Annotated in this window: 25 protein-coding genes; 1 reads left to right on the top strand and 24 read right to left on the bottom strand. The window is 35.3% G+C overall.

Going from position 1 to position 22,129, the window contains the following annotated elements:
* Positions 1–42: 42 nt before the first annotated feature.
* The 5 genes from AC0VZ9_RS28180 to AC0VZ9_RS28160 form a co-directional block, all read right to left on the bottom strand.
* Entirely contained in the window at positions 43–192 is a 150-nt protein-coding gene (locus tag AC0VZ9_RS28180) for a hypothetical protein (protein WP_159866741.1), read from the bottom strand.
* Between the two features lie 2 nt (positions 193–194).
* A complete protein-coding gene (locus AC0VZ9_RS28175) occupies positions 195–2,054 on the bottom strand; it encodes a WD40 repeat domain-containing protein (protein WP_159866739.1) in 1,860 nt (619 codons plus the stop codon).
* Entirely contained in the window at positions 2,051–2,791 is a 741-nt protein-coding gene (locus tag AC0VZ9_RS28170) for a GTP cyclohydrolase II (protein WP_159866737.1), read from the bottom strand. The genes AC0VZ9_RS28175 and AC0VZ9_RS28170 overlap by 4 nt, the downstream gene beginning before the upstream one ends.
* A gap of 105 nt (positions 2,792–2,896) precedes the next feature.
* A complete protein-coding gene (locus tag AC0VZ9_RS28165) occupies positions 2,897–4,126 on the bottom strand; it encodes a helix-turn-helix transcriptional regulator (RefSeq protein WP_159866735.1) in 1,230 nt (409 codons plus the stop codon).
* Between the two features lie 485 nt (positions 4,127–4,611).
* Complete coding sequence (locus tag AC0VZ9_RS28160; RefSeq protein WP_159866733.1) at positions 4,612–4,863, bottom strand: hypothetical protein; 252 nt, start codon at positions 4,861–4,863, stop codon at positions 4,612–4,614.
* A 496-nt stretch (positions 4,864–5,359) separates the two neighbouring features.
* Here AC0VZ9_RS28160 and AC0VZ9_RS28155 point away from each other — a divergent pair, with 496 nt between their 5' ends.
* Positions 5,360–5,602 (top strand): hypothetical protein, encoded by a 243-nt coding sequence (locus AC0VZ9_RS28155; RefSeq protein WP_159866731.1) that lies wholly within the window; start codon positions 5,360–5,362, stop codon positions 5,600–5,602.
* A gap of 189 nt (positions 5,603–5,791) precedes the next feature.
* Here the strand turns inward: AC0VZ9_RS28155 and AC0VZ9_RS28150 are convergent, their stop codons facing one another.
* The 19 genes from AC0VZ9_RS28150 to AC0VZ9_RS28060 all read right to left on the bottom strand — a co-directional run bounded on the left by AC0VZ9_RS28150 (position 5,792) and on the right by AC0VZ9_RS28060 (position 22,126).
* Positions 5,792–6,142: a DUF4181 domain-containing protein gene (locus AC0VZ9_RS28150; RefSeq protein ID WP_159866729.1), complete on the bottom strand. Its 351-nt coding sequence runs from the start codon at positions 6,140–6,142 to the stop codon at positions 5,792–5,794.
* 128 nt (positions 6,143–6,270) lie between these two features.
* The gene (locus AC0VZ9_RS28145) at positions 6,271–7,110 is read right to left on the bottom strand and encodes a hypothetical protein (RefSeq protein WP_159866727.1); all 840 of its coding nucleotides are present in this window, start codon (positions 7,108–7,110) and stop codon (positions 6,271–6,273) included.
* A 290-nt stretch (positions 7,111–7,400) separates the two neighbouring features.
* Positions 7,401–7,583, bottom strand: coding sequence for a DUF8096 family protein (locus AC0VZ9_RS28140; protein WP_159866725.1), 183 nt, complete (start codon positions 7,581–7,583; stop codon positions 7,401–7,403).
* A gap of 306 nt (positions 7,584–7,889) precedes the next feature.
* Positions 7,890–8,252, bottom strand: a complete 363-nt coding sequence (locus AC0VZ9_RS28135) for a hypothetical protein (protein WP_159866723.1) — start codon at positions 8,250–8,252, stop codon at positions 7,890–7,892.
* Positions 8,253–8,277: 25 nt separating this feature from the next.
* A complete protein-coding gene (locus AC0VZ9_RS28130) occupies positions 8,278–9,129 on the bottom strand; it encodes a DUF7828 domain-containing protein (protein WP_159866721.1) in 852 nt (283 codons plus the stop codon).
* Between the two features lie 20 nt (positions 9,130–9,149).
* Positions 9,150–11,300, bottom strand: a complete 2,151-nt coding sequence (locus AC0VZ9_RS28125; protein ID WP_159866719.1) for a type IA DNA topoisomerase — start codon at positions 11,298–11,300, stop codon at positions 9,150–9,152.
* 203 nt (positions 11,301–11,503) lie between these two features.
* On the bottom strand, positions 11,504–11,647 hold the full coding sequence (locus tag AC0VZ9_RS28120; RefSeq protein WP_159866715.1) for a hypothetical protein: 144 nt from the start codon (positions 11,645–11,647) through the stop codon (positions 11,504–11,506).
* Positions 11,648–11,674: 27 nt separating this feature from the next.
* Complete coding sequence (locus AC0VZ9_RS28115; protein WP_019379900.1) at positions 11,675–11,848, bottom strand: hypothetical protein; 174 nt, start codon at positions 11,846–11,848, stop codon at positions 11,675–11,677.
* A gap of 17 nt (positions 11,849–11,865) precedes the next feature.
* Positions 11,866–12,174, bottom strand: a complete 309-nt coding sequence (locus AC0VZ9_RS28110; RefSeq protein WP_159866713.1) for a DUF2325 domain-containing protein — start codon at positions 12,172–12,174, stop codon at positions 11,866–11,868.
* Positions 12,175–12,268: 94 nt separating this feature from the next.
* A complete protein-coding gene (locus AC0VZ9_RS28105) occupies positions 12,269–12,685 on the bottom strand; it encodes a hypothetical protein (RefSeq protein WP_159866711.1) in 417 nt (138 codons plus the stop codon).
* 133 nt (positions 12,686–12,818) lie between these two features.
* Positions 12,819–13,454: a hypothetical protein gene (locus AC0VZ9_RS28100; RefSeq protein ID WP_159866709.1), complete on the bottom strand. Its 636-nt coding sequence runs from the start codon at positions 13,452–13,454 to the stop codon at positions 12,819–12,821.
* A gap of 27 nt (positions 13,455–13,481) precedes the next feature.
* Complete coding sequence (locus AC0VZ9_RS28095) at positions 13,482–14,039, bottom strand: hypothetical protein (protein ID WP_159866707.1); 558 nt, start codon at positions 14,037–14,039, stop codon at positions 13,482–13,484.
* Entirely contained in the window at positions 14,030–14,719 is a 690-nt protein-coding gene (locus AC0VZ9_RS28090; protein ID WP_159866704.1) for a hypothetical protein, read from the bottom strand. Before AC0VZ9_RS28090 ends, AC0VZ9_RS28095 begins: the two co-directional genes overlap by 10 nt.
* A 317-nt stretch (positions 14,720–15,036) precedes the next feature.
* The gene (locus AC0VZ9_RS28085) at positions 15,037–15,801 is read right to left on the bottom strand and encodes a hypothetical protein (RefSeq protein WP_159866701.1); all 765 of its coding nucleotides are present in this window, start codon (positions 15,799–15,801) and stop codon (positions 15,037–15,039) included.
* Positions 15,802–15,813: 12 nt separating this feature from the next.
* A complete protein-coding gene (locus tag AC0VZ9_RS28080) occupies positions 15,814–16,398 on the bottom strand; it encodes a hypothetical protein (protein WP_159866698.1) in 585 nt (194 codons plus the stop codon).
* Between the two features lie 139 nt (positions 16,399–16,537).
* Entirely contained in the window at positions 16,538–18,343 is a 1,806-nt protein-coding gene (gene ltrA / locus AC0VZ9_RS28075) for a group II intron reverse transcriptase/maturase (RefSeq protein WP_159866695.1), read from the bottom strand.
* A gap of 554 nt (positions 18,344–18,897) precedes the next feature.
* Positions 18,898–21,621: a helicase-related protein gene (locus AC0VZ9_RS28070; protein WP_236566243.1), complete on the bottom strand. Its 2,724-nt coding sequence runs from the start codon at positions 21,619–21,621 to the stop codon at positions 18,898–18,900.
* A gap of 90 nt (positions 21,622–21,711) precedes the next feature.
* Positions 21,712–21,897: a hypothetical protein gene (locus AC0VZ9_RS28065; RefSeq protein WP_236566242.1), complete on the bottom strand. Its 186-nt coding sequence runs from the start codon at positions 21,895–21,897 to the stop codon at positions 21,712–21,714.
* Entirely contained in the window at positions 21,887–22,126 is a 240-nt protein-coding gene (locus tag AC0VZ9_RS28060; protein WP_159866689.1) for a hypothetical protein, read from the bottom strand. The genes AC0VZ9_RS28065 and AC0VZ9_RS28060 overlap by 11 nt, the downstream gene beginning before the upstream one ends.
* Positions 22,127–22,129: the final 3 nt, after the last annotated feature.

Raw genomic sequence — 22,129 nt, 5'->3', positions numbered from 1 at the left:
TTTGTCTACAAGTTGGAGGGTTCAAAAATATATAATCATTATCTATCTTATTTCTTCAGGTGCAGGTGGCCAAATAGGACCATTAGGATCACTATTTATACTCTCCGCCTGAACTATATTATGCGTGTTTACTCCACCACTTAGAAATGTTACAAAAACTATTAAGACCACAATTCTTTGTACTTTCTTCATCACTATCTCTCCCATGTAGAATCATTAGTAAATTTCTGTTCCATAGCCTTAATTCTGTTTGTTAAATTAAGCTCTGTATCCAAGATATAAATACTGCCATCATAAGAACTAGCTGCAATATGACCATTAGAAACATCTATACTACTTATACCGTTTTGAGCAATACTTTTCTTTTTAGATAATCCTGAAATATGATCAACTTTTACAAGGTTGCCCCAATAATCTCCCACAACTAGATTTTTCTCATCTATAAACTTCACAGATTTTAATGATTTATTACCTAAATCAAAGATCGCAGATATTCTCCCTGTATTAATTTCAAAAATTTTAAGGGTGAAATCCCGTGATACACTCGCTAAATAATTTCCGGTTGGATCGATATCAATATCATTGATAATGGCTGAATGACCTATAAAATTATCTAGTATCTTTCCATTGAAATCCCATGAGATTAATTCTCCTCCGGCTGAGCAGCTTATACCAAATTGCTCATTTGGATGCAACACTAGTGATTTAACAGCTCCGTCATGAATTTTTATAGCATTACGTTTTGTTCCGTTTGAATCTGTAATAATAATTTTGCCGCTATAGCAACCTATAAAAATTAATTCATCTTCTCCTGACCCAATAGACTTAATTATATTAATGGGGCCTTCGTTTATAAGGACTTCATGGTGGTTAATACAAGAATGAGATGTCTTTGTACAATTTTTGTTACAGTTTTGATTTAAGTTGAATATATGAAGTTTTTGGTTATGCGAACCCGTAAAGATTTTATTTTGGGTAAAATGGACAGCATTCATTAGATATCTACCACTTTGGGGTTCAAACTTGTTTGCAAAATCATTTGAACTTATGTCTCCTAGCCTTACATACCCATCATCACTGACAGTAGCAAGTAGGTTATCATTCACAGAAACCTGGTTAAAACAGGGGTTTCCTGAGTTGTCGATATCTCCAAATTCCTTTAATTTTCTTCCTGTTAGCGAATCCCAAAGAATGACTGTACCATCAAAAGAACCCGCTAAAACATATTTACCGGAAGGAGAGAAAGTCAAGGATCTTTCCCATTTAGTATTAATATTTTCAAAGCTCACTTCCATATCAAATGATTTAGAATTCCATAAATATATTTTTTGATCATATGCTGCTGATAAAATATTACCATTAACAGGCGACACTGCTACTTTCTTTATTGCCGATTTATGTGCATGTATCTCTTTTAATAGTTCTCCTGAATTTAAGCAAAAAATCCTTATAACCCCGTCATCACACCCTAAAACTGCTCTTTTATTCTTTATATCTATTGCACAAGTATCTGTTTCAACGTCAAAAGGGCCCCAAGATTTTAGTAAGTCCCCAGTTTTTACACTCCATAGTTTAAGGGTCTTATCATCTCCTGTAGTAACAAATTTGTCTTCAAAGGCTGCAATAGATAAAATATCTTTATCATGACCATAGATAATTCTTTCGATCGAACCATTGTTTAAATTCCAAATTATAATTCTCTTATCGCGGGATGTGCTTATACCTTTGTTATGGTTAATAAAAACAAAATCTTCCACATCATCATTATGTCCCAGTAAGGTACTCTTCTTTTGTTGTTTTTCAACGTCCCAAATTATAATTGAGTAATCGGAAGAACAAGTTGCTAATAGAGTTTTCCCATTTGAAACCACTTTATTTACTAGATGGTTATGTACTCCTAATAGTTTGAATTCGCCTGTCGTAAAATTAAATTCTCCAACTGCTCCATCATAACCAGCAGTAAAAACGCGAGAAATTTCCTCATTAATAACCACACTTGTTACCGGACCACGATGTCTAAGGATTGTTTCATTTTCTTTAATAAGAAGTGTCATTTTACTATCAGCTCCTGTTTATAATGATTATTCTTAACCCTTTTGGTAGTAAGATATTTACTATTAAAAGAATTTTCTCCACCCCACAGAGGAATTCTTTGGCTAATAGTAACCCCATATTTTTTTAAGGCTTCAACCTTTAGTGGGTTATTGGTAAGAAGAGAAATTGGTTTGGTCCTTAGGTGTTTTAAGATTATTATCGGTTCATTGTAGTCTCTGTAATCATCTTCTAAACCTAAGGTATTGTTAGCTTCTACAGTATCAAAACCTCTTTCTTGTAAAATATAAGCTAAGTTTTTGTTGAATAATCCAATACCCCTACCCTCTTGATAACCAATATAAAATAGAGCTCCTGTTCCTGTTTTTACTATTTCTTTTAAAGAAGCATTCAACTGATACCCACAATCGCACTTTTGACTATGAAATATATCTCCAGTTTGGCAGACACTATGAAGTCTCACAAAAGCTTCATTTGAATCTTTAAAATCTCCATAGGTTAGTATAGAAGAACATATTCTATTAAAAGGGTATTGATCAGATACTTTTTTATAGGATTTATTATTCTCTTGCGGCTGTTTGAACCATGTGTACCAGTTAAATACATATACATCTCCTTCTATTTCAACCGGTAATTTGGCTGGTCCAGCAAGACATAATTCAAATTCTTTATTAAATGGTAATACCGTCACATAATGTTTAAAAAGGTCGTGTTCATCATTCTCTAACTCAAATTGCAAATTTTTCCCTCCTTAATATTAATACTATTAATAACTTGAGAATAATAGAAAATTATGAATTTTCATATTGGGAAAATTTTAATTAGGGCAGAGATATATTTGTCTTCATTCGAATAAAGAAATTGAATTTTTAAATAAGCTCTTAATTTCACTGAGTGTAAAACTATCTATACAATATTTTTCTAGTTTTCTATAGCAAAATATTAAGTGTTTTTTTTGATTGTGTAGTTCAAAGTAGGGAATCGCTTCTTTGAGGATATATTCCTCCATCTTCTCATATTCTTTTTTTAATAAAAGTTTGTAGATATAAAAAATATGAAAATACTCATCTTTCTTGTGAAGATCAGATAATAAAAGTATTTCTTCAATTAAAGAATTGCTAATATCTTCTTTTTCTATAATATATATTTCAGCCAGTTCGGTTAGGTTATCCAGGTATCTCTCTTGTTTGTTATTATCTTTATGAAAATTTAAACTTTCATTTAATATTTCTTTAGCTAGCTTATAGTCGCCCTTTTTTTTCAAAATAAGTCCATAATTATGACTAGCTATAGACTCTATTTCTTTATCTTTTAATATCTTCGAGTTATAAATTACTTCTTTAAAATATAACTCTGCTTTATTGTAAGTCCCTAATTCCGCTAATGTTATTCCAAGTAGTAACTTTACGTGGTTAATTCGCTTATAGTTGTAAGTCTGCATGAATAATCCCTTTGCTTTAATCGCTGCCTCTATAGCTTCACCAAAGTTTCCGGTCCTACCACTTACAAGCCCAAAATAATATTGTACATCACCCTGGTCTAAGGAGTTATAATCCAAGCATTTATTGAAATACCTTAAGGATTCTATCAAGTTACCTTGTTTTAAAGCTAAAAGCCCTTGTATAAATGTTAAGGATTCTAATTCTTCTGGTAATAGGGATTTTTTCATTTTTGTTAATAATTTATAATATTTATTTGCCGACTCGATATTATTTTCATGAATAAAGTATCTACACATTTCCAAATATATTTTTGGTCCAAGACCATAACTAACGTACTGCTCTTCTTTAAGACGAATATTATCTAATATAGTTTTTGCCTCATTATAATTGCAGAAATAAATTTCTTTTGACAAATGTTTAATTTTTTCCACAGCTAACTTTTGGTCTATTATTATATCCTCATATTTAAGACCAACCTTTTTCAGCAAAAGAAAAAGTGTTTCTTTATTTACTTCCTTAGAACCATTCTCTATTTTACTTAAATGAGGAATTGAGCATATATCTGAAGCTACTTCTGCCTGAGTCATTTTGAGCTTGATCCTATGTAGTTTTAATACTTGACCAAAATTCAATTAAATCACCTACTAATAATTTTATATTTGAGTTCCAGGATTTCACATTTTACATTGAATATGGCATAGTTTTTTTTGACTAATTAGAACAAGCAATTCGTGTATTTACGAAAATGAAATACCTAATATTTACCATTATAATTTAATTTTAACATAAACCTTTATTGATATAGTACTAATAGTACCAATGTATCTAGTTCGAACTACAGAGAAACTAATAATCACCACCATCTTTTAGTCTAAATTATTATGATAATATAGATCTAAATATACAATTGCTACTGGTATACGTATTCCAGACATACCCTTGCTCAAAAAAAGAAGCTACCTTGTTTGGTAGCTGTTCTTAAAATTTGCCTCTTATCGGATTCGCGTATTTAAAAAAATTCTTTAAATTGCGCAGTTTCTTCTGGATGATTTTTGTGTCTTCTACTTTTATACCATTTAAGGGGATCATTTCGTTGAAGATGTATGTAGTCGCATAATTACTTCTTACAAACTAGGCACTCACGTATGCCCTCTTCACTTATGATTCCCTTAAAACCTCCGCACCAGTAGTAACTTCCATTCTTTTCTTGATTATTGATGACCTTTTGTTCAAAAAATCTAATGTTAATATGAGGACAACTTACATTATGTAATGTTTTAATTTTCGTTGGTTTATCCTCTATAAGGAAATAACCAATTTTATTTTTTCTATATTCATTAAATTCATTTATACTTTTTATTCTAATCATTGTTCGCCCCTACTGTTATTTGTGATTGTAGCCTAATTAACGAAGCTTATTTTATAAAACTAATCTTCTATGTGCTTAATAAACTCTACCTTTTTTTCTTTCAAGTTTGGTTTTGCAATAAAATCAGCATTTTTCCAAGCGAAGGACTGAGTGTGTGTCAGATCTATCCCACCATGCTTCACGTTCATAGGCTGATTTTGGGAGTGTGAATCCAAGAATGTCTTCCACCTCTAAAAGGTCATTTTAGTACTCTTGGTCTTTTGGGACTTTAAAAAATTTTGTAGCGGTTCGTATTTGCTATTTCTGTTACTCATTCTTAACACTCCTTTGGAAAGATTTATAATTTTTAACTAGATATCATTATATTTCCTTTTGAATATATTGGAAAGGTTGTAAGTCGAACCTCCCCAATTTGATGTAGATCTGCTAAATGACTTGATTTATAAGCCCTTATTGTTTTACTTTTCCTTTATAACCATATCTAGGGAGGTATATTTTGTCACAACAGTCCAAAAAACAAATTACTGAAAAAGATAAGAATATCCTTAAAGCGTTATGTGAGTTATACAAAGAAAAGCAGTCAGGTGTAGGACCATCTGAGATAGGACTTAAAGTAGGAAGAGATAAATACGATGCAGCTGCTTACTGTAATTTATCCTTGAAGAAGTTGATCGAGTTTAATTTAGTTGAGAAACTTTCAGAGGGTAAGTATAGACCGGTGGAAAAAGATAAAGATTAAGGGGCTGGGACAAAAGCATTTCGACCAAAGAAAAAAACGAACTATTATTCGAAATTCTGATTTAGAGTTTCGTAATAGTTCGTTTTTTTTATTTTTATTACTTTTTAAAATAGAAATCATTCGGCTTTAACAACGGACAATTTAGTTCTGTCCCAGCCTCTTTATAATTAGTGTTTATCAAAAGCAGTTTTATATAAAAAATAATTCAATCCCTATAAACATAATAAATAACGCTGAACTAGTTAAAATGCTTAAGATATGCCGTTTAGATTCCTTCAAATACTTTCTTTCAAACAATGCACGAACAAGCAAAATAGCTGAAAGGATAACAACAGGATAATGTGGTTTTAAACCATATTCAAATACAAAGCCAATTAAAAATAAAATTATTAATGCAATTGCAGCAACTATTATTTCAGTAATTTTATGTGTTTTATTAAGGTGTAATTTTCCTTCGTTACTTTTAATATCAAGCTTATTTTTTAAAATAAAGTACGTAATTAAATAGGCTAGAAATACTAACACTGCGTAAACATACATGTTAAAATCTCCTCCCCAGTTGTATTTCTAAATTGTAGCATAAAAAGTGGATTCTATTGGTATTAATATTCAAATTATTAAAAATATGGGAAAGGGTTTCCTCTCCCATATTTTATCAGCTTAGGTTTTTAAACACCTGGAGTTCTATGATAATAAATATTTTTGTAACCCAAATATATTTGCTTACCTTCCCAAACTGCATAAGCTTGATAATATTCTCTTTTGTAAATCGGATATTGATGTTTGTAGTTGATTTGGTAAAGTCGCGCTGCGCTCGAGTTTGTATATATAGAACCTAACAAGATTGAAGCAATGCCTATCATTGCAGAGGTTAATACTGGTAAAGTAAACAGACCAATAATTGTTGCAAGGGCACCTACTGTGTAAGTCCCTATAGTGTTCTCAAAATGAAGATTTCGCCACCCTGACCATATAACAGACCAATTACCTCCTGGATTACCACCTGAAACCCAACTGCTACTGCTATATGCTTCGATAGCATTTTGTTCTTCTTCTTTATTCTTCACTTGATCTTCTTCTGAAGTGACTTGTATTTTATGTACCTCTCCATTTATAGTAAAGGAGTTTTCGTCTACTTTTTCAATCACTTCAACATAACCATCTGTATTCGAAACTACAACATTTGGATTTTCTGTTCCGTAAATTAAAACAGATTCATCCTTAACAATATCTGCATCTTTTAGGTAAGTAGAAGGTGACTTAGTAACCTTATTTACTAAACCAGCTTCTGATTTTGATAGTTCAGATCGGTTTTTGAAGCTAGGATTATCAAGAGCTGCTTCAACCCTTTGTTTTTTTTCTTTAGGCATTTCACTTATTTTTTCTAAAGCTAAATTGCTAGTTTTACTTTTACCATCTTTCCCTGCAGCATATCCAGGAAGAGCCAAACTCAAAACTAATAAACTTGCTAGAAAAATTGAAAAACCAGGCTTTAACCACTTTTTCATTCTGCAAACACATCCTTAATCATAAATTTAAAATATTTCCTTTCTAACCCTCCTTGTTTATCTATAGATACATCTATCATTATAGTAGAATTGTCATGCTAAACTGGCATTTTATTGAAATATTCAAATAATAGCACTGTTTTATTGATATATTCATTATGACAGCCACAAATATCATTTAGTAGTTCAATAATATGAATAGGGAGCCGTTTTGGGGATAAAAATTGAACCCCTGGCTAAAGTGCCAAGGGTTCATATGGACTAAAATTAATAAGTATACGTTTAATAAATTAAATTGACTTCTTTAATCCACAACTTGAGCATTCTCTAATAAATTTACCTTCACCCACTGAACTCTTGAAGTGAGCACTATTGCAGTTATCACATCGACCGCTATTCTTATCTGGCATTTCTTTATAGTCATAAATTTTGTCGAAATCAAAGTCTATAAAAACTTCAGTTGTTTTTTCCATGGTTGCCCCCTGTATATATGCCTCTAGAATTAATGCCCTAAGACAATAACTCCAATTATACTTAAAAATGTGAAGAATTTCTTCACTTTTATTATTGGGGAAACACTAGATGTCTTGAACCAAATGTGATTGTTAGAACACTAATTAGCATTAACCAAATAAAATATCACCATTAATGTAAACAAGGTCATTATAAGTATGCTTCCTATCTTTTTTATACTTGTTTGCTTAGAGGAAATATAGTCGATTAAACTCGAATTGATTATAATATCAGTGTTTTTACTTAGAGCCACATTGAAAAAATCTTTAGATTTCTTCGTTTGTAAATAGGTAGGAAGGAATACAGAATTGATTACCATCAGTCAAGATTACATCAATCCAAAATTTTCTTAAATTATTGTTACCATAGTGCTTGTCTACCCTTAAAAATATTTTATTTATTTCCTGGTACTGAACACGGTTTCGCGAAAAATCTTTGTAAATAAAATGATCATCTTTAACAATGATTTTGTGTTGTAGCATTAAGTATAATATACCAGCAAAAATTGCTCCCATAGCCAGCCCTATAATAAGGTGTAGTGTAAGTAATTTATAAAATAATAATGCGAAAACAACGATTAACCAGCCTGTAAACAAAGGCTCTCTTCTTATTACCATTGGATAATTCATAATTTCATCTACCTCTATAAGCTATTTAGTTCTTTCCTAAGAATTCTATGTATTGATTTGATTTTATTACAAGTTCTGACGTATTTTTTCCCTTATACTCATTCTTTTTTAATCGGGAACCGTAAGCTAAAACTTTTCTTCCTATAAGTTGTTCATCTTTATAAGTGAAGTGTTTAAAGTATTTTGAGAATATAACCAAACTAAAAACCACCCCATTAATTGGCTCGAAGTTAATATAATACACTGACTCTCTTCTTACAACATTCTGGATAACCCCGTATACAAAATAACTAAGGTTAGGGTCTGCTCGGTCGTACCATGCTAATTCATGTGCTTTATCATGGCTAATGACAATCTGGGAAAGAGGAATTTTTCGCCCATTAATGCTAACCAATATTGTTGCCAAAGTATCTGGTTCATATGAAGTAAGGAGTTTAACTATAGCCTTTAAAGTACCAATACTGTTAGGCGTCTTGCTTTCCTGCTTCACTTTTACCTCATTTGGATCTTTCGCCTTTTTTATACTCTCCTCTTTTTCAACTGTTCTTGCAACATAATCAGGATCTAATTTTTTTAAATTTAGCCGAATTAGGGTTTCTTTTATGCCTTTCTCCATTAAGTCAGATTGATATTCTTCTACCTTTTTTATACTTTCCTCAAAAGTTAATATTCTATAAAATCCGCATTTTTCATTGTGTTTTGAATGATCGTTCTTGCCGGTTGTTTTAAAGTAAGGCACAGATGAATCTGTTCCAGGAACAAAAATTAGGTCGGTATGACAACTTTTATCAATGCATCTAATTCGTTGGCCATTCTTATCTGGATTGTACTCAGCTGCGGTAATAATTTGGCCATTGTGAAGCAGGGCTGAATTCATTTTTATTCCTCCTATTCTCTTTATTGCGGAAATTTAAATATAAGTTTGTTTTTATCCTCATCCCAACCTAAAAAGGCTTCGAACATTTTATCTGGTTTCTTCTGACTTTTAAATCCCTTTATTAAAGAGGTTTGACCAGTAGTAAACAATTTCTTTATGTTCTCCTTACTGATCGGTTTTCCCGCGACAACCTTGCTTATTCTGAAATCACAGTTTGTCTTTTTAAAGTTGCTACAACTGTAAAACGTTTCACGCTCTAAAACTGGTGCACCGCACTTTTTACATAGACCTACTTCTTCAGCTTTTTGAATATCTTTGGCATATTCAACAAAATTCCAAGAAGCGGCATCCTTAATAAGTTTTTCAACTATTTCTTTCGTTATGTCTTCCGTTCTCTTAACGAAGGAGGAAACAGAACCTTCTCCTTTTTGGATTTGTTTTAGATAACGTTCCATCCTACCGCTGGTTAATACAGAAGTTAGATAGTTGTTTTCCCCTAATGCTTCAATTAAGACACGGCCCTCGGGCAGCATATAAACTAGGTTTTTGCTTACATTTACATACCGCTTGGTGATAATAGATACGATGCCGCTCCTGGTTGCTTCCGTTCCCAGCTGCAACTCAGAGTTCTTAAAATCTTCTTTATCAGCGCAATATGGGGCGGGATTACACATAATTTTGATCAAGTCTCCTAGTGAAAAACGAGAAGGGGGATTTGTTGATCCAGCTTTAATTTGGCCTGAAAGCATTGTTCCGACTTCCCCTTCTTTTATATCTGGTAACTGGTTCTCTTCCTCCCCCGAATTTGTCGAAAGGCCCATATATATCTTTTTCCACCCTTCTTCTTTAACAAGGGTCCCGCTGCTTCTAAAACCAAATTTATCTGCAACCGTAATAATGATTCCAGTAGTATCGTATATGTAGTCTTGATAGTGTGCGGCAATAATGGATTTAGCAATTAGGTCATATATTTGTTGTTCCCCTTTTGGCAAAGTAAGCGGGTTTACCTTTTCTTCCGTCAATATGATTGCATAATGATCACTTACTTTTTCAGAATCCACATATCTTTTATCTTGAGAAATATCTCGAGTTGCTCCCTTTATTAAATCTTGATAGCTCTCCAGCTCTCCCAAATTTTTTATTATGACTGGCATCCAAGCTGCTTCCCCAGGAGTTAAGTGCTGACTGTCGGAACGTGGATATGTAATCAGGGATTTATCATATAATGCTTGAGCAAAACCTAAAACATTAGCGGGAGTCATTCCATATAAACGATTAGCATGCATTTGAAGGGAAGATAAGTTGTAGAACATAGGAGGTCGTTTCTTTTTTTCTTCTTTTTTAATGGTATTAACAATAGCTGGTTGACTTTGACAATACTTAGAAAAGGCTTCAAGCATATCTTCATCCATGTCAAAGATGTGCTCTGATTCATTACTAAACCATTTGGCATTTAATTTGGCCTCTCCAAATTGAAATTCACCGATTAGGTCGAAATATGGTTTACTAATAAAGTTCTCAATTTCCTTTTCACGCTGATAAATAATACTCATTAAGGCGGTCTGTACTCGTCCCGCACTAAATGTTTTTTCAATTCCTTTTTGATTAAGCAGACAAGTTAAGGCTCGGCTAGCAGACATGCCCACTAACCAATCGGCTCTTTGTCGGGCTAATCCCGCATAATAATAATGCTGATAATGCCTATTGTCCTTCATGCTACGAAATGCTTCAACCACACTATCTTTGGTCAGGCTACTAGTCCACAATCTTTTTACTGGCTTTCTATTATTCAAATAGTAGAAAATCTCATCTAATAATAAACATCCCTCAATTCCAGGATCAGCAGCATGTATGATAACTGAAATGTCGGGGTCCTTTAAGAACTTCTTAAAATTATTGAAAATGCTTCTTTTACTTTCAATAACCTTTAACTTGTACTCTTTTGGAATAATAGGCAAGTTATCTAAACTCCATTCCTGGTACGCTTTTGAGTAGTCTTCAGGACGATAAAGTTCTAGAATATGTCCCACAGCCCAAATAACCACTGCACCTTCGGGGAACATGACACAAGGTGCAATGGCTATATGTGTTTTCATATTCTTATTAGGAAATGGAGCAGCAAGCGCTTTTGCTTGACTGGGCTTTTCAGCGCAAATGAGTGCTTTCCCCATCAGACCCTTCCTCCCTTCCTAAAAAGAAATTGATTATTACTCCTTTTTGGCCTGGAAATAAGGGATTCTTTTTTAACTGTTTCTTCTTCAGTCGGCTTTTTTAGGTCTCCATATTCCTCTCTTATAATTTTCTTTTGATACTGAAGCTGATCCAATTTTCTCTCCCCCCTAATATACGAAGAATAAGCTATATTTTTATTAAGTTAAGCCGTATTTGAAAATGCTTTATGGTTATCATTAAATTCTGTTCCAGGCATAATTTCTTGACTACCACATCCGGTAATGATTAAGGCTCCTAATAAAACCCCTAAAACTATGTAAGCCTTTTTCCCACTTTTATCAGACATTAGCAAATCCTCCGGTTAATCATTTATTCAACAAATGCCTTTAAGTTTTTCTGCAGCTATATTTAACAAGCAATTCTTGATATTGATTGATTGAACATCACAACAGGCGCGAACCAACTCATCAGGATCTTCAAGATTCCGCAAAGTTTCAATCAACAATAATTCTCCTTGAGTTAGCTCTTTAACATTTACTGAAATCATACTAGTCATGTCTCCTCTTAAGCTGCGGTGTTTAAGTGTTCTACACACCTTTGAATAGCGCCAGAAGCACCAAACCCATTATGATAAAGCACATCTTTACCAAGATCTTTACAAACTTCTTTTATAATATCCATACTTACGTGTCCAACTGCCCCTAGTAATACGACTACACAATCTGCCTTCTTTACTAGCGTTTTGAACTCCTTTTTGTTACCTCCGTTTCTTGTTTTACCACTATGGAAGATAATATTTACGTTATTTTTTTGTCCTATTCGCTTGTACGTAGCCTCTTGAGATCCTCCGAAAATTGCGACAGTTTTTCTCATTAAAAATCCCTCATATCTAGTGTTTGAATTACAAATAAATATAACATATATTACACTAAAAACAAGTATTTTCTTATATATTTTTCCAATTTAATTAGGCGTTTATTAACTTCTTCAAAAATATATCACCAAAGTCTGGGTGCACATAGCTTTCTTTATAATCCAGTAAATCTTCCATGACTTTCAGCATTTCTAAAGTACGCATATTCTTAACAAGAAACGCGTTAAAAAGGTTTAACTCTAATTCAGTTATTTCTGAAGCATCTAAGGTAACTAAAATTAATTTGGAACCCATATTCCTCATTTTGATAAGAAACTCAACTGTCTTTGGATTAATTACTTTCTCGAGAATAATTAGTTTGGGAACACAACCATTTTCATAAAGTTGTAATTTACTAGTCTCCGTTTTAATAACTTTGAACAAATGTCCAAACTTCAGATCAATTAGCTTAACCAACCCATCCTGAAACGGTGACTTTTCATGTATCACCATAATGGTATCTCTGTTCACTATCTCCCCTCCTACATAAAAAAACCCTGCTGTAAAAGTGCATACAAGTAGAAGTATGCATTTACAACAGGGTGGTCCCTTTATATATTTTGTTTGATTTAATTATATCAATACTTTTGCATAATTATCAATATCACTTCGTCCAATTTACCGGTTTAGGAGAGGAAATTGAAGAAATTTGGCCATTAATTAGTAATCCATACTGCCCGTATCCTTCTGCGTCTATTATCCACGCGACTTTGGAGGCCAATGTGAGAGAAGATTTGTGATCGTGCAGTGGAATTGGGGACTTATATACTTTTGAAGTCCAGCCTTTTACTGCATTTTCAAGGCTTTTTGGATGTAGCAATGGTTTTTTGCACAAATTGACTATCCAGCAACCGTAAGTACCACAAGAAGATACATACCATCTGGCGTCTTCTCTTTGAGCTGGAAAGTCAGGCTCATTTGGATATGTATACTTTTCCTTTTGTACCGGCTTTCCGATTAATTCATGAAACACATTCGGATCGTCCAATAAATAATCAGCTTCTTCTTCTATTAGTGAGAATTTAAAGCCAATATGATTATTGTTTAGCGGGGGAGAGGCCATTATATCTCTAGATAAGAAAAAGCCGCACCTTGCTGCCTCGTAAGAACTATCGACATTTACGTTTTGACTGATCGAACAAGTTTCTGTAAGTTCATCAAATAGGTCACACGATGTCCGGCATGATACCGCTGCAGGATTTACTTGCTTTTTACTATTATCTATTACAAGTTTTAACATGGCATTCACCCTTTTCCTAATAGCTTGTTATACAGCACCTAATACAATTGGAGAAATAAACGTCAATAAGGTTAATCCGCCAGCAAAGACCCACATTCTTTTGCTCCACCTGCCGAATTCAGGATGTTTTATCAAGCGATAAAGTAGATAAAATACTAATCCAATTGATATCATCCAATCAACAGTAGAGTGACTGGCAGCAGAGATTAACTGAATAAAATCACTTGCGAGTAGTGTAACATTTTCACTATTTGTTGTAAATAATAATAGTATTAAAATTCTGATGAAAAAGAAAGTGATTGGAACCCAGATTAAAAGCCCGGTGGATCCTTTCATCACCTGGCCAGTCTTAGTAACAATTGAGTAACCTAGCCTAACCACTCCAAATAGAAACATTATTGTAAATATGGCAGAGAACAAAAAGGATATTTTTGGTGCAGTATTATTTAGATTTGTAGACCAAACATTGAGCTGTTCATTTAATGTGATACCGTTACCCTGCTGCAACGGACTTGCGCTTGCAGCAGAGGGTATCAAAATCACTAAAGCAAAGAGTAGTAATAGGAAACGAAATTTTAAGACCATCTTCTTTTCCCTTTTCCATCAAAGCGGAAGCAAAGGCCCGTTTCAAAAGTTGCTGTACTAATTCGGCCATTAATGATTGGAAGGTCCACTAAGTGCTTGTACCTTCCTTGATTGTAATCCAGCACTTGAGAAAGAGAAGATAGCCATTGACCAAGAACCTGTGTGTTAACAGTTTGCTCATTGCTTAAAATGGTATTAACCTTTTTACCATCCAAGTTCAACTTAAATCGAATATTGCTTAATCGGTAATTATGCCATCCAAATTCAATCTGGGTAAGAAACGCTCTAAATGGAATTAGTTTCTTAAACAGTGGCGTAATATAACTTAGTATTCTATGATTATCTTGAACTTCACTTGGAAGAGCTGTATGTAATTCTAAATCAATACTATTATGTTCAAAGGATCCATCCGGGTTAACTGCTATAGAAGCATCCAGGTTTACATTTAAATGGTTACTTAGTGGGGTCAACCAGGCTAAATCTACATAGGTTAGGTTATCTTCAATTGATTCATAATATTCTTCTGTTTGAGGTATTCCTTCTACCCCCATCGCATTGATGTATAACTCCCCTTTGACAAACCTGAAATTGATATGCAGTTTATTTAGTCCAATTTGTTTTTTCTTAATTTCTTGCTTTATTTCTATAATTTGCTTTTCGCCTAACCGTTGAATTATCATTGGATAAATCTCCTCTCATTTATTGTAGCTAAGCCTTAATTTAAAATCCTTTATAAATCTCCATATATTCTCAATCTCTATATTTTGGATAAAAAAAGCTATTAATGAAAACATTTCCAAGTAAAACTAAAACTGCCATTATTATATTACAATAGACTCATCCTCGCTGTCGAAAAGTGTCGAAAATCTGATTATCTTATCTAAAAATGTAAAATATGAGGGTCTTTATTACCAAAAGAATTATTCTTTTGGTCCAAACCAAGGTTTTGCACCCAGGCTTGGACCAAAAGGCGACAAAAGTCGCTCTTTTGGAGTTCTTATATTGCTAGTACTCTATCGTCTTGAATAAGATGCTCTTCATCTGGAATCATGTACTCCTCTGACACAGATGCTTCAACTCTTACTAGGTTTTGTACACTGATTTCCTTACCAGTCCTTACTACATCTAGAATGAGAATATCCCCATTGCCTATTTTTTTTGCTTTTTCCCCCACATTTACCCAAAGCCTTTTTCCGTCTGAAATATGGATATAGTTTTCTTCAATACCAACTACAGAAACTACCCATTGTTGTGCACCTTCTAGGCAATCCATAATTTTTGCAGAGGCAAATGATTCAAAACCATTTTGTGAGGGTGTTGCCTGTTCAATCATTAAGTCATTCATATGAATACAATCTTCATCCAGGTCGTCGTCCTCTATCCATTCAGAAACGAAAATTTCTTCTTGTTCTGCTTCTTGGCTGACACCACCTAATAGTAATTCACCAGATTCATATTGGAGGTGACAAATATCACCTTCATCAACAGCTGTTATCTCTTTTTCAATCTGTATAAATAATTCTTCTGATTCCTCATTTAATGCTGGTTTTAGAATTAATGGTTCCTCTACCGCATTCGCTGTAGACTTCGCAGTTGTTATAGGAATAATTTCTGCCAAGTTTGTACAATCCTCGCTAGAAAATGAATAGTCATCATCCACGGTGTAATGTAAAACCTTTATTTCCTCTACCCGTACATAAAAATAACTTTCAAGAAACCAATAAAAATAAACAGCCCAATCCCAAGTTATTAAAATTGACATAAGTGCCTCCTCCTAAAAAAGATCAAACGCCAGCTGCCCACTTACCGCGGCTGTTCGCTTCTTCTTTGTTTTTGTATTTTTTTCAACATTAACTTCGAATATTGATATTTGCTCAGCTGTTTCTGCAAATTTTGCTCTTTCATATTCCGTTAAGTAAGCCACGATTTCCCCATCTTGAATACAATCGAATCCAAAAGCTTCTACTAAATCTACTTCCAGGATTTGATTGGTAAACATAAACCCATTGACCTTGCCATCTGCAATATGGCGTGTAATCGTTGCCGCTTTCCGGATAAGGACGTTTTTAGAGGAATCCGCGGAAACTTGCTGATTAACCCAGGCAATAAATTGTTCTTTTGGTGATTTGCCCATTTTCTTTTTCTTTCCGATACTTGCTAAGATTTCTCTTGCACGATCAGAAGCTTCTGCCGTCCATTCCTCGGTAGAGCCCTTAAGCACTTTTCCTTTTTTAATGGACTCAATCAGCATGGACTGCAGGTCTCCTTCATCTCCCAACATTGCATTAAGCCCATCTGAACTTACTTCTCCATTTATGGCACCGGCAGCTTTATTCTTCTGAGCTATCAAGGTAGCCATTTGTTCTTGGAAAGTTTCTTTATAGTAGGGTAAGCACGGAGCGCCTTATTTGCTTACGCAAGTAGGTTTCTCCGTACTCCCCTCCGAACCGTACGTACACTTCTCAATGTATACGGCTCTCCATTTACCCCTGAATTTGTTAGTGTTTGTGGTTGCCGTGATGATATTTAAGATGGCAATCTTCACAAACTGCAACTGTTTTTCTGTTTCTCGCAATCATCAGAAATTCAATTCGAGTGAGATTTTTCCCCTTCAAATCCTTAAGGCGCTTAGTGTGATGCATTTGTAGAGACTTATTAGTCGCCCCACATGCTTCACAAACCTTCGCTTTAAGCCTGCTACCAAAGCTATTTATACTATTAAAGTTAAACGTATCGGCTAATCTATCGATGTTCGAGTTTCCAGCGGATACAAGAGACTTGTTCCGTTTGAACCCTTCATCATAGAATGCTCGCTCTTTTAGTCCCTTTTTAGTTTCATAGCGAATGATAAGTCTACCATTGCAGTGATATTTTCTATGTTGCTCAGAGACCTTTGAACGATATTTATTAGCCATAGTTTTCAGAAAGCTCCACTTCATGAAGAAGTAGAATTTGTGCATTTCGTACCCGACATTTACTGCAAGTTTGTAGTAATTGTAGAGACCGCGAATTTCAGCATTATACGTGCTTACTATTTCGATGTCTTCAAGGGGTACAAGATATGCCCTGTGAGTTGACTTCCATCTTTTTTGTGTCATTTCGATAGCCTGATATTGTTGAAGTTTTTTAACCCAGCTTTCTCTAGGCATTTCTAGTTTTATAAGTCCGCTGTATTTCTTACTATCAGCTGATGGTTGATAGACGGTTATCTCATATCCTAAGAATGTTGCTTCTTTGGTGTTATGTGTGATAAGTGTCTTATCTTGTGAAAGTTCAAGTTTTAGCTCGCTATAAAGGAAGTTTGTTATTTCCTGCTTTACCGATTCCGCATCCGATTTACTACCAATAACTCCGACTATAAAATCATCAGCATATCGAACATACTGAATTCTTCTGTAGTTAGAATCCATAGGATCCATAGCAGGCATGGATCGCCATTCATTTTCGTAGTGTCTGATTTTCTCCTTGATTTGTATCTTTTCATCATCATTCATCAAGTGAGCTTTCTCTCTTAACTTCTTTTTATTTCTAAGGACATTCTGCTGAGCATTCAAGTAAGGACGAAACTTTTTCCTCTCGATACCTGTGTTGAATGAGTTAGCAAATCTAATCATAAATTTGTCTAATTCATTGAGGTAGACGTTAGAAAGAATCGGACTAATGATACCCCCTTGAGGTGCACCACTATATGTCTTATTCCATTTCCAATCCTCCACATACCCTGCTCTAAGGAACTTCCAGATTAGGTCGATGAAACGCTCGTCCCTAACTCTTTTTCTCAAAAGATTAACTAAGATGTGATGATCAATATTATCAAAGAACCCCTTTATATCTCCTTCAACAAACCACTTTGTACCAGTGAAGTTTGCTTTTAGATGAGATAGTGCGGTGTGGCAACTAAGGTTAGGCCTAAATCCATGTGATGTATCAGTAAAGCTTCCTTCATAGATTGCTTCAAGCATCATTCTGACTGCTTCTTGAACTACCTTGTCATCTGCTGACGGCAATCCTAATGGTCTTTTTCCACCATTTTTCTTCGGAATATGTGTACGTCTGACAGGATTAGGCTGATAGGAAGAGTTTTTAAGTCTAGCTATTAGCTGTTCTAATCTCTCCAGGCTCATTTCACTGACAGTCTTACAGTCAATACCTGGAGTCATAGCTCCTGCATTTCCACTTATATTCTGATAAGCCAAGAGCAAAAGTTCCCTATTGTAAAGGTTCCTGTATAACTGCTGATACTTATAATTCTCATCACTCGAATGCTTTTTCAGGTTACCCAATAGTACTTCTGGATTTCTCATGGTTCCTCTCGAACCTCCCCATATTCTTATTGGACTGGTAAACTGCCTTCCTTCGCCATGTAATAGGCTTTCCCTATTTCGGACTACTACGAAGGCTCCGTTACCATGCGGGATATTCAGGTCTATAACCAATAGCCGTTCTAAAGGCATTCCCGTTTAGGTAATCCCCATTTAGTTACATTAATGACATGACATGTTGTAATGTCGGATGGAACTTTCGCCTTTTACTCTCTGATTGAGTTTGCCGGAATGTGGAATCCTACATCGCATGAGTCTAGCCTAACCTCATGTGTCACATTCCATAGACGCTCCTTGTAATTGTCTTGCGCCTATGCCTTCTATAAGGGCTGCTCAGGCTATTCTTCAAGCAGTCTAGCTTTCATCCTCATTTACAACATTTCACCAAAGCTCAGTCGCATCTTGACAACTAGATGACTTGCTCTTTAATCACATGCTACAGTCCCCTTATTAGTTTCCCAATAAAAGTAAGTGACCGGTGATAGGAAAATTGGATTCATTCCTACGGGGTGTCATTCCCGATTCATTAATGCACCTTATGGGCGCACGGCTAAGTAATAAAGACGACACTCTTCCGTTTGTCCGATCCGCCATGCTCTTCTAGCAGCTTGATTAATCGTGAATAAGCTCCAACTAAATTGGTAAAAAATGAGGGTAGGTGTACATAATAGGTCAAGACCTACCTGTACAAGCTCCTGTGACACAATACAAACATCGTATCCCTCTTTTTCTATCTTCTTTTTTAGCCATTCACTACGCTTATTTGTGGCCGTGGTAGAAGTGTCTAAGATACAAACCTTTGCTCCAACCTGCTCAAGAATGTGTTGTAAACGCGGCCTTACATCTCTGCCTTCTACACTGGAACCTGTATCTCGAACATAGACAATACTTTTCCTGCCTTCCTCTATCTCACCCTTAATGATTTCCTGGAGCTTCTTTTCCTTGTTAAGTATTCGCTCTTTAGGAAATTCATCTGGGCTCCAAATTAAATCTCGGTCCCCATCTTCTGTTTTGATAGAGAATGGGGGATAGGTGAAAGGGTTATCTGGATATGCGATGCCTGTTTGAGTCAATGGAAGATAAAGCTTATGCCCGTCATCTCGTCCATCGATAGCTGATTCAAATGTAGATACCATGTTGTTATAATGCTTCTTTAAATCCTCGTCTAAATCTACAAGAATTGTAGGAACATTGATCAACTCCACAGGGTCTGGCCATACATCTGTTAAGCGGACAAGCACACTGTTTTGGACAAGAAACTTTGAGAACACAAATGGTGATATACCGGGAAGAACCTTTTCTGTTCTCCTGGTGCCTCCTCGCGATTGCTTGTTGCTGTACTCGCCTTTATCGTCCTGATTGTAAATAGTCGTTTCAATGTTTCCATACTCTTCATTCCACTTCCGAACTTCATTGAAAGCGTATCCGTTCTCAACCATAAGGTGTGGGAATAAGCGCCAAAGTGTATAGTAGATATCCTCGGCCTTGCCTCCAAAAAGGGTTCCTGTACCACCTATAAGCTTCTTTGAAGCAGCTGCAAGGCTCCCTAGTGAATTTCCCTGGGCTGACATGCCAGATTTCAGCATATGGATTTCATCACAGATAGTAATATCAAAAAACCATCTCATTTTCCTTCGGATGTATTCAATAGAAGCGATTCTCCTTGGATTCCCGACTTTCTTAGGAATCTCAGGTTGAGAGAGCTGAATTTGTTGGACCAAAGGCTGATTCTGCTTTAAAGCATGTTCAATCTGCCTTTCGTACTTAAACCAGTCTTTTATTGATTGGTATCTAGTAGGTACCTTCTTGGTCCATAAACTTTCACCGCATTCAGAACAAAAAGCATTGGCTGGATTTTTTGAATTATGAAGTCGCCTGCTTGTTCCAAATTCATCTTCATCCATCCTCCGTTTATTCTGAACCTCTTCTTCCTCTCCATCCTCATTGGTTTCCACTGCAGTAGATTCAATAACCTGGTGTGCATTACCGCAGCTTGGACAATAGTATCCAAAACGATATGGTAAGGAGTTTGACTCACTTTGAAGTACCGTTTTCTTATAATCAAAACGAACTGCAGGAACCATCGCACAATCGCCCCTCATTGTTGTAAAGGAAATGACAAAGAATGTTGGTTTCAATGGCTTAGGCCTTCCTTGACTGGTCCATTTACGATGAAACTCAATGAGTTGCTCTGTCCGTTCAATAACTCTTACATCAGCATGAGGTAAAATTTCTTTTATTTCCTCCGGCCATTTTTTTGTTAGGCTTGGGGGACACATTAGACAAGCAAAATACCCTTTTTTATTTGACATAGCAGCAACTACATCAGGAATTGCTGTCATCATGGTTGATTTACCCGTGCTCATTTCACCTTGTATTAAAGCTACCTTCTGCTTTTTCAAAACTTTAGCGATCGCGGTAGTAACATGAGACTGGACAGGAAAAAGTTCCCGCTTATAAGTTGAGATTTGCGGGTGTATAGAGTCTGTCATTGGGTCATGGCCCGGAGTAACTTTATTGCTTACCTTTGTGACCATATCATCCATGAAGGTTGTCATATACTGTGTCAAATCTTCTATGGATTCCACTGCCTGACCAGTTCCTGTCTTAGGAAACTTCAGCATCCCACTTGAAATCATTCCAGAAATAATATCATCCGCTTCCTGCTCTCCAGTTTCCTCACTAAAATTCAGTTTATAGATGGAAAATCCGTCAGGAAAAAGGGCGGAATCATAATAAAATTTGAATTCCTCAATACAACCTCTTCTTAAGAACTCATTTAGAATAATATCTTTCCATTCAGGTAGAATGTTAAGCCCATACTTTCCGCCACCTAAAATTTGTCGTAGCCCTTCTCCAGGATCTGCATCGAACGAAAGAATATAATCCCCGTTTCCAAGCAGGTCATCATGAACAATTGCGACCGCTTTTCGGTTTTGATTAATGGTGATTGGGAACTTTGAGTACTTCCCTTTATCAGAGTACATACGGAATTCTTGGGAAAATTTATAGTCAGTTAAATCTTTCTTCCCTTGCCCAAAGGACAAACCACCACTCCCGGTATCAACTGCAGCTTTCATAGCCTGTAAAGTAGAATCATTACCAGCAATAATGGTCATGAGTAATTTAGCTCCTTGCCATTCATGCTTTGGTTCCTCTACCGCTAATGCGTAACAAAAAGCACTTTGCCATGCCTGCTCCAGGTAAATTTCAATCATCTTTGGGTTTTCATCTGTCTCAATCACTTTATTTAATTCCATGCTGCTGACTCCCTGCATCAAATTGAATAAGGTATGCCAGCTGGCGATCCCTATCTCAAATGAGGCAGGGATACACCTCCCTATATAGTTTTAATGAACATACTCTTTAAGCTGTTTGTGGATCTTTAAGAGTGCACGATCAATAGCTCCTCCTACTGTATCCTGAAAAGTCGTTTGGATAGATAGAGGGCTCACAAGAGCTTTAAACTTTCCATTGTGGTCACCTTCGTTGATATAGTAGACTTTTATCGAAAAATCTTCATACTCAGTCTCCAATATGAATATCATCCGTATTAATGCTCCCATCTAAAAATTCTTTAAATGCCGTAATAACTTCTTGCCTTGCCTTTTCAATTGAGTCATAACAGCCGGTAGTCAGATTATGAATTACACCATTACTCATATGGATTCTGAACAAGCTTCCGAGAGGCAGGGAATCAACATACTCCACGAAAAACTTCTGGCCGGCGTACTCCTCTAATTGAAAAGAAGAAACCTGGTGCATTGG

The sequence above is a fragment of the Cytobacillus sp. QJM3NY_8 genome, from assembly GCF_056173585.1.
Note: the sequence above shows the minus strand (reverse complement) of the source record. Positions and strands in the feature narration are given on the sequence as shown.

Coding starts and splice junctions, on each gene's coding strand:
- AC0VZ9_RS28110 (WP_159866713.1), bottom strand. CDS start 12,174: ATGAGAAAAACTGTCGCAATTTTCGGAGGATCTCAAGAGGCTACGTAC.
- AC0VZ9_RS28060 (WP_159866689.1), bottom strand. CDS start 22,126: ATGCACCAGGTTTCTTCTTTTCAATTAGAGGAGTACGCCGGCCAGAAG.
- AC0VZ9_RS28130 (WP_159866721.1), bottom strand. CDS start 9,129: ATGAATTCAGCCCTGCTTCACAATGGCCAAATTATTACCGCAGCTGAG.
- AC0VZ9_RS28125 (WP_159866719.1), bottom strand. CDS start 11,300: ATGGGGAAAGCACTCATTTGCGCTGAAAAGCCCAGTCAAGCAAAAGCG.
- AC0VZ9_RS28080 (WP_159866698.1), bottom strand. CDS start 16,398: ATGGCTACCTTGATAGCTCAGAAGAATAAAGCTGCCGGTGCCATAAAT.
- AC0VZ9_RS28175 (WP_159866739.1), bottom strand. CDS start 2,054: ATGACACTTCTTATTAAAGAAAATGAAACAATCCTTAGACATCGTGGT.
- AC0VZ9_RS28140 (WP_159866725.1), bottom strand. CDS start 7,583: ATGGAAAAAACAACTGAAGTTTTTATAGACTTTGATTTCGACAAAATT.
- AC0VZ9_RS28095 (WP_159866707.1), bottom strand. CDS start 14,039: ATGGTCTTAAAATTTCGTTTCCTATTACTACTCTTTGCTTTAGTGATT.
- AC0VZ9_RS28145 (WP_159866727.1), bottom strand. CDS start 7,110: ATGAAAAAGTGGTTAAAGCCTGGTTTTTCAATTTTTCTAGCAAGTTTA.
- AC0VZ9_RS28150 (WP_159866729.1), bottom strand. CDS start 6,142: ATGTATGTTTACGCAGTGTTAGTATTTCTAGCCTATTTAATTACGTAC.
- AC0VZ9_RS28085 (WP_159866701.1), bottom strand. CDS start 15,801: ATGTCAATTTTAATAACTTGGGATTGGGCTGTTTATTTTTATTGGTTT.
- AC0VZ9_RS28120 (WP_159866715.1), bottom strand. CDS start 11,647: ATGTCTGATAAAAGTGGGAAAAAGGCTTACATAGTTTTAGGGGTTTTA.
- AC0VZ9_RS28180 (WP_159866741.1), bottom strand. CDS start 192: ATGAAGAAAGTACAAAGAATTGTGGTCTTAATAGTTTTTGTAACATTT.
- AC0VZ9_RS28135 (WP_159866723.1), bottom strand. CDS start 8,252: ATGAATTATCCAATGGTAATAAGAAGAGAGCCTTTGTTTACAGGCTGG.
- AC0VZ9_RS28100 (WP_159866709.1), bottom strand. CDS start 13,454: ATGTTAAAACTTGTAATAGATAATAGTAAAAAGCAAGTAAATCCTGCA.
- AC0VZ9_RS28160 (WP_159866733.1), bottom strand. CDS start 4,863: ATGATTAGAATAAAAAGTATAAATGAATTTAATGAATATAGAAAAAAT.
- AC0VZ9_RS28070 (WP_236566243.1), bottom strand. CDS start 21,621: ATGGAATTAAATAAAGTGATTGAGACAGATGAAAACCCAAAGATGATT.
- AC0VZ9_RS28090 (WP_159866704.1), bottom strand. CDS start 14,719: ATGATAATTCAACGGTTAGGCGAAAAGCAAATTATAGAAATAAAGCAA.
- ltrA (WP_159866695.1), bottom strand. CDS start 18,343: ATGAGAAATCCAGAAGTACTATTGGGTAACCTGAAAAAGCATTCGAGT.
- AC0VZ9_RS28115 (WP_019379900.1), bottom strand. CDS start 11,848: ATGATTTCAGTAAATGTTAAAGAGCTAACTCAAGGAGAATTATTGTTG.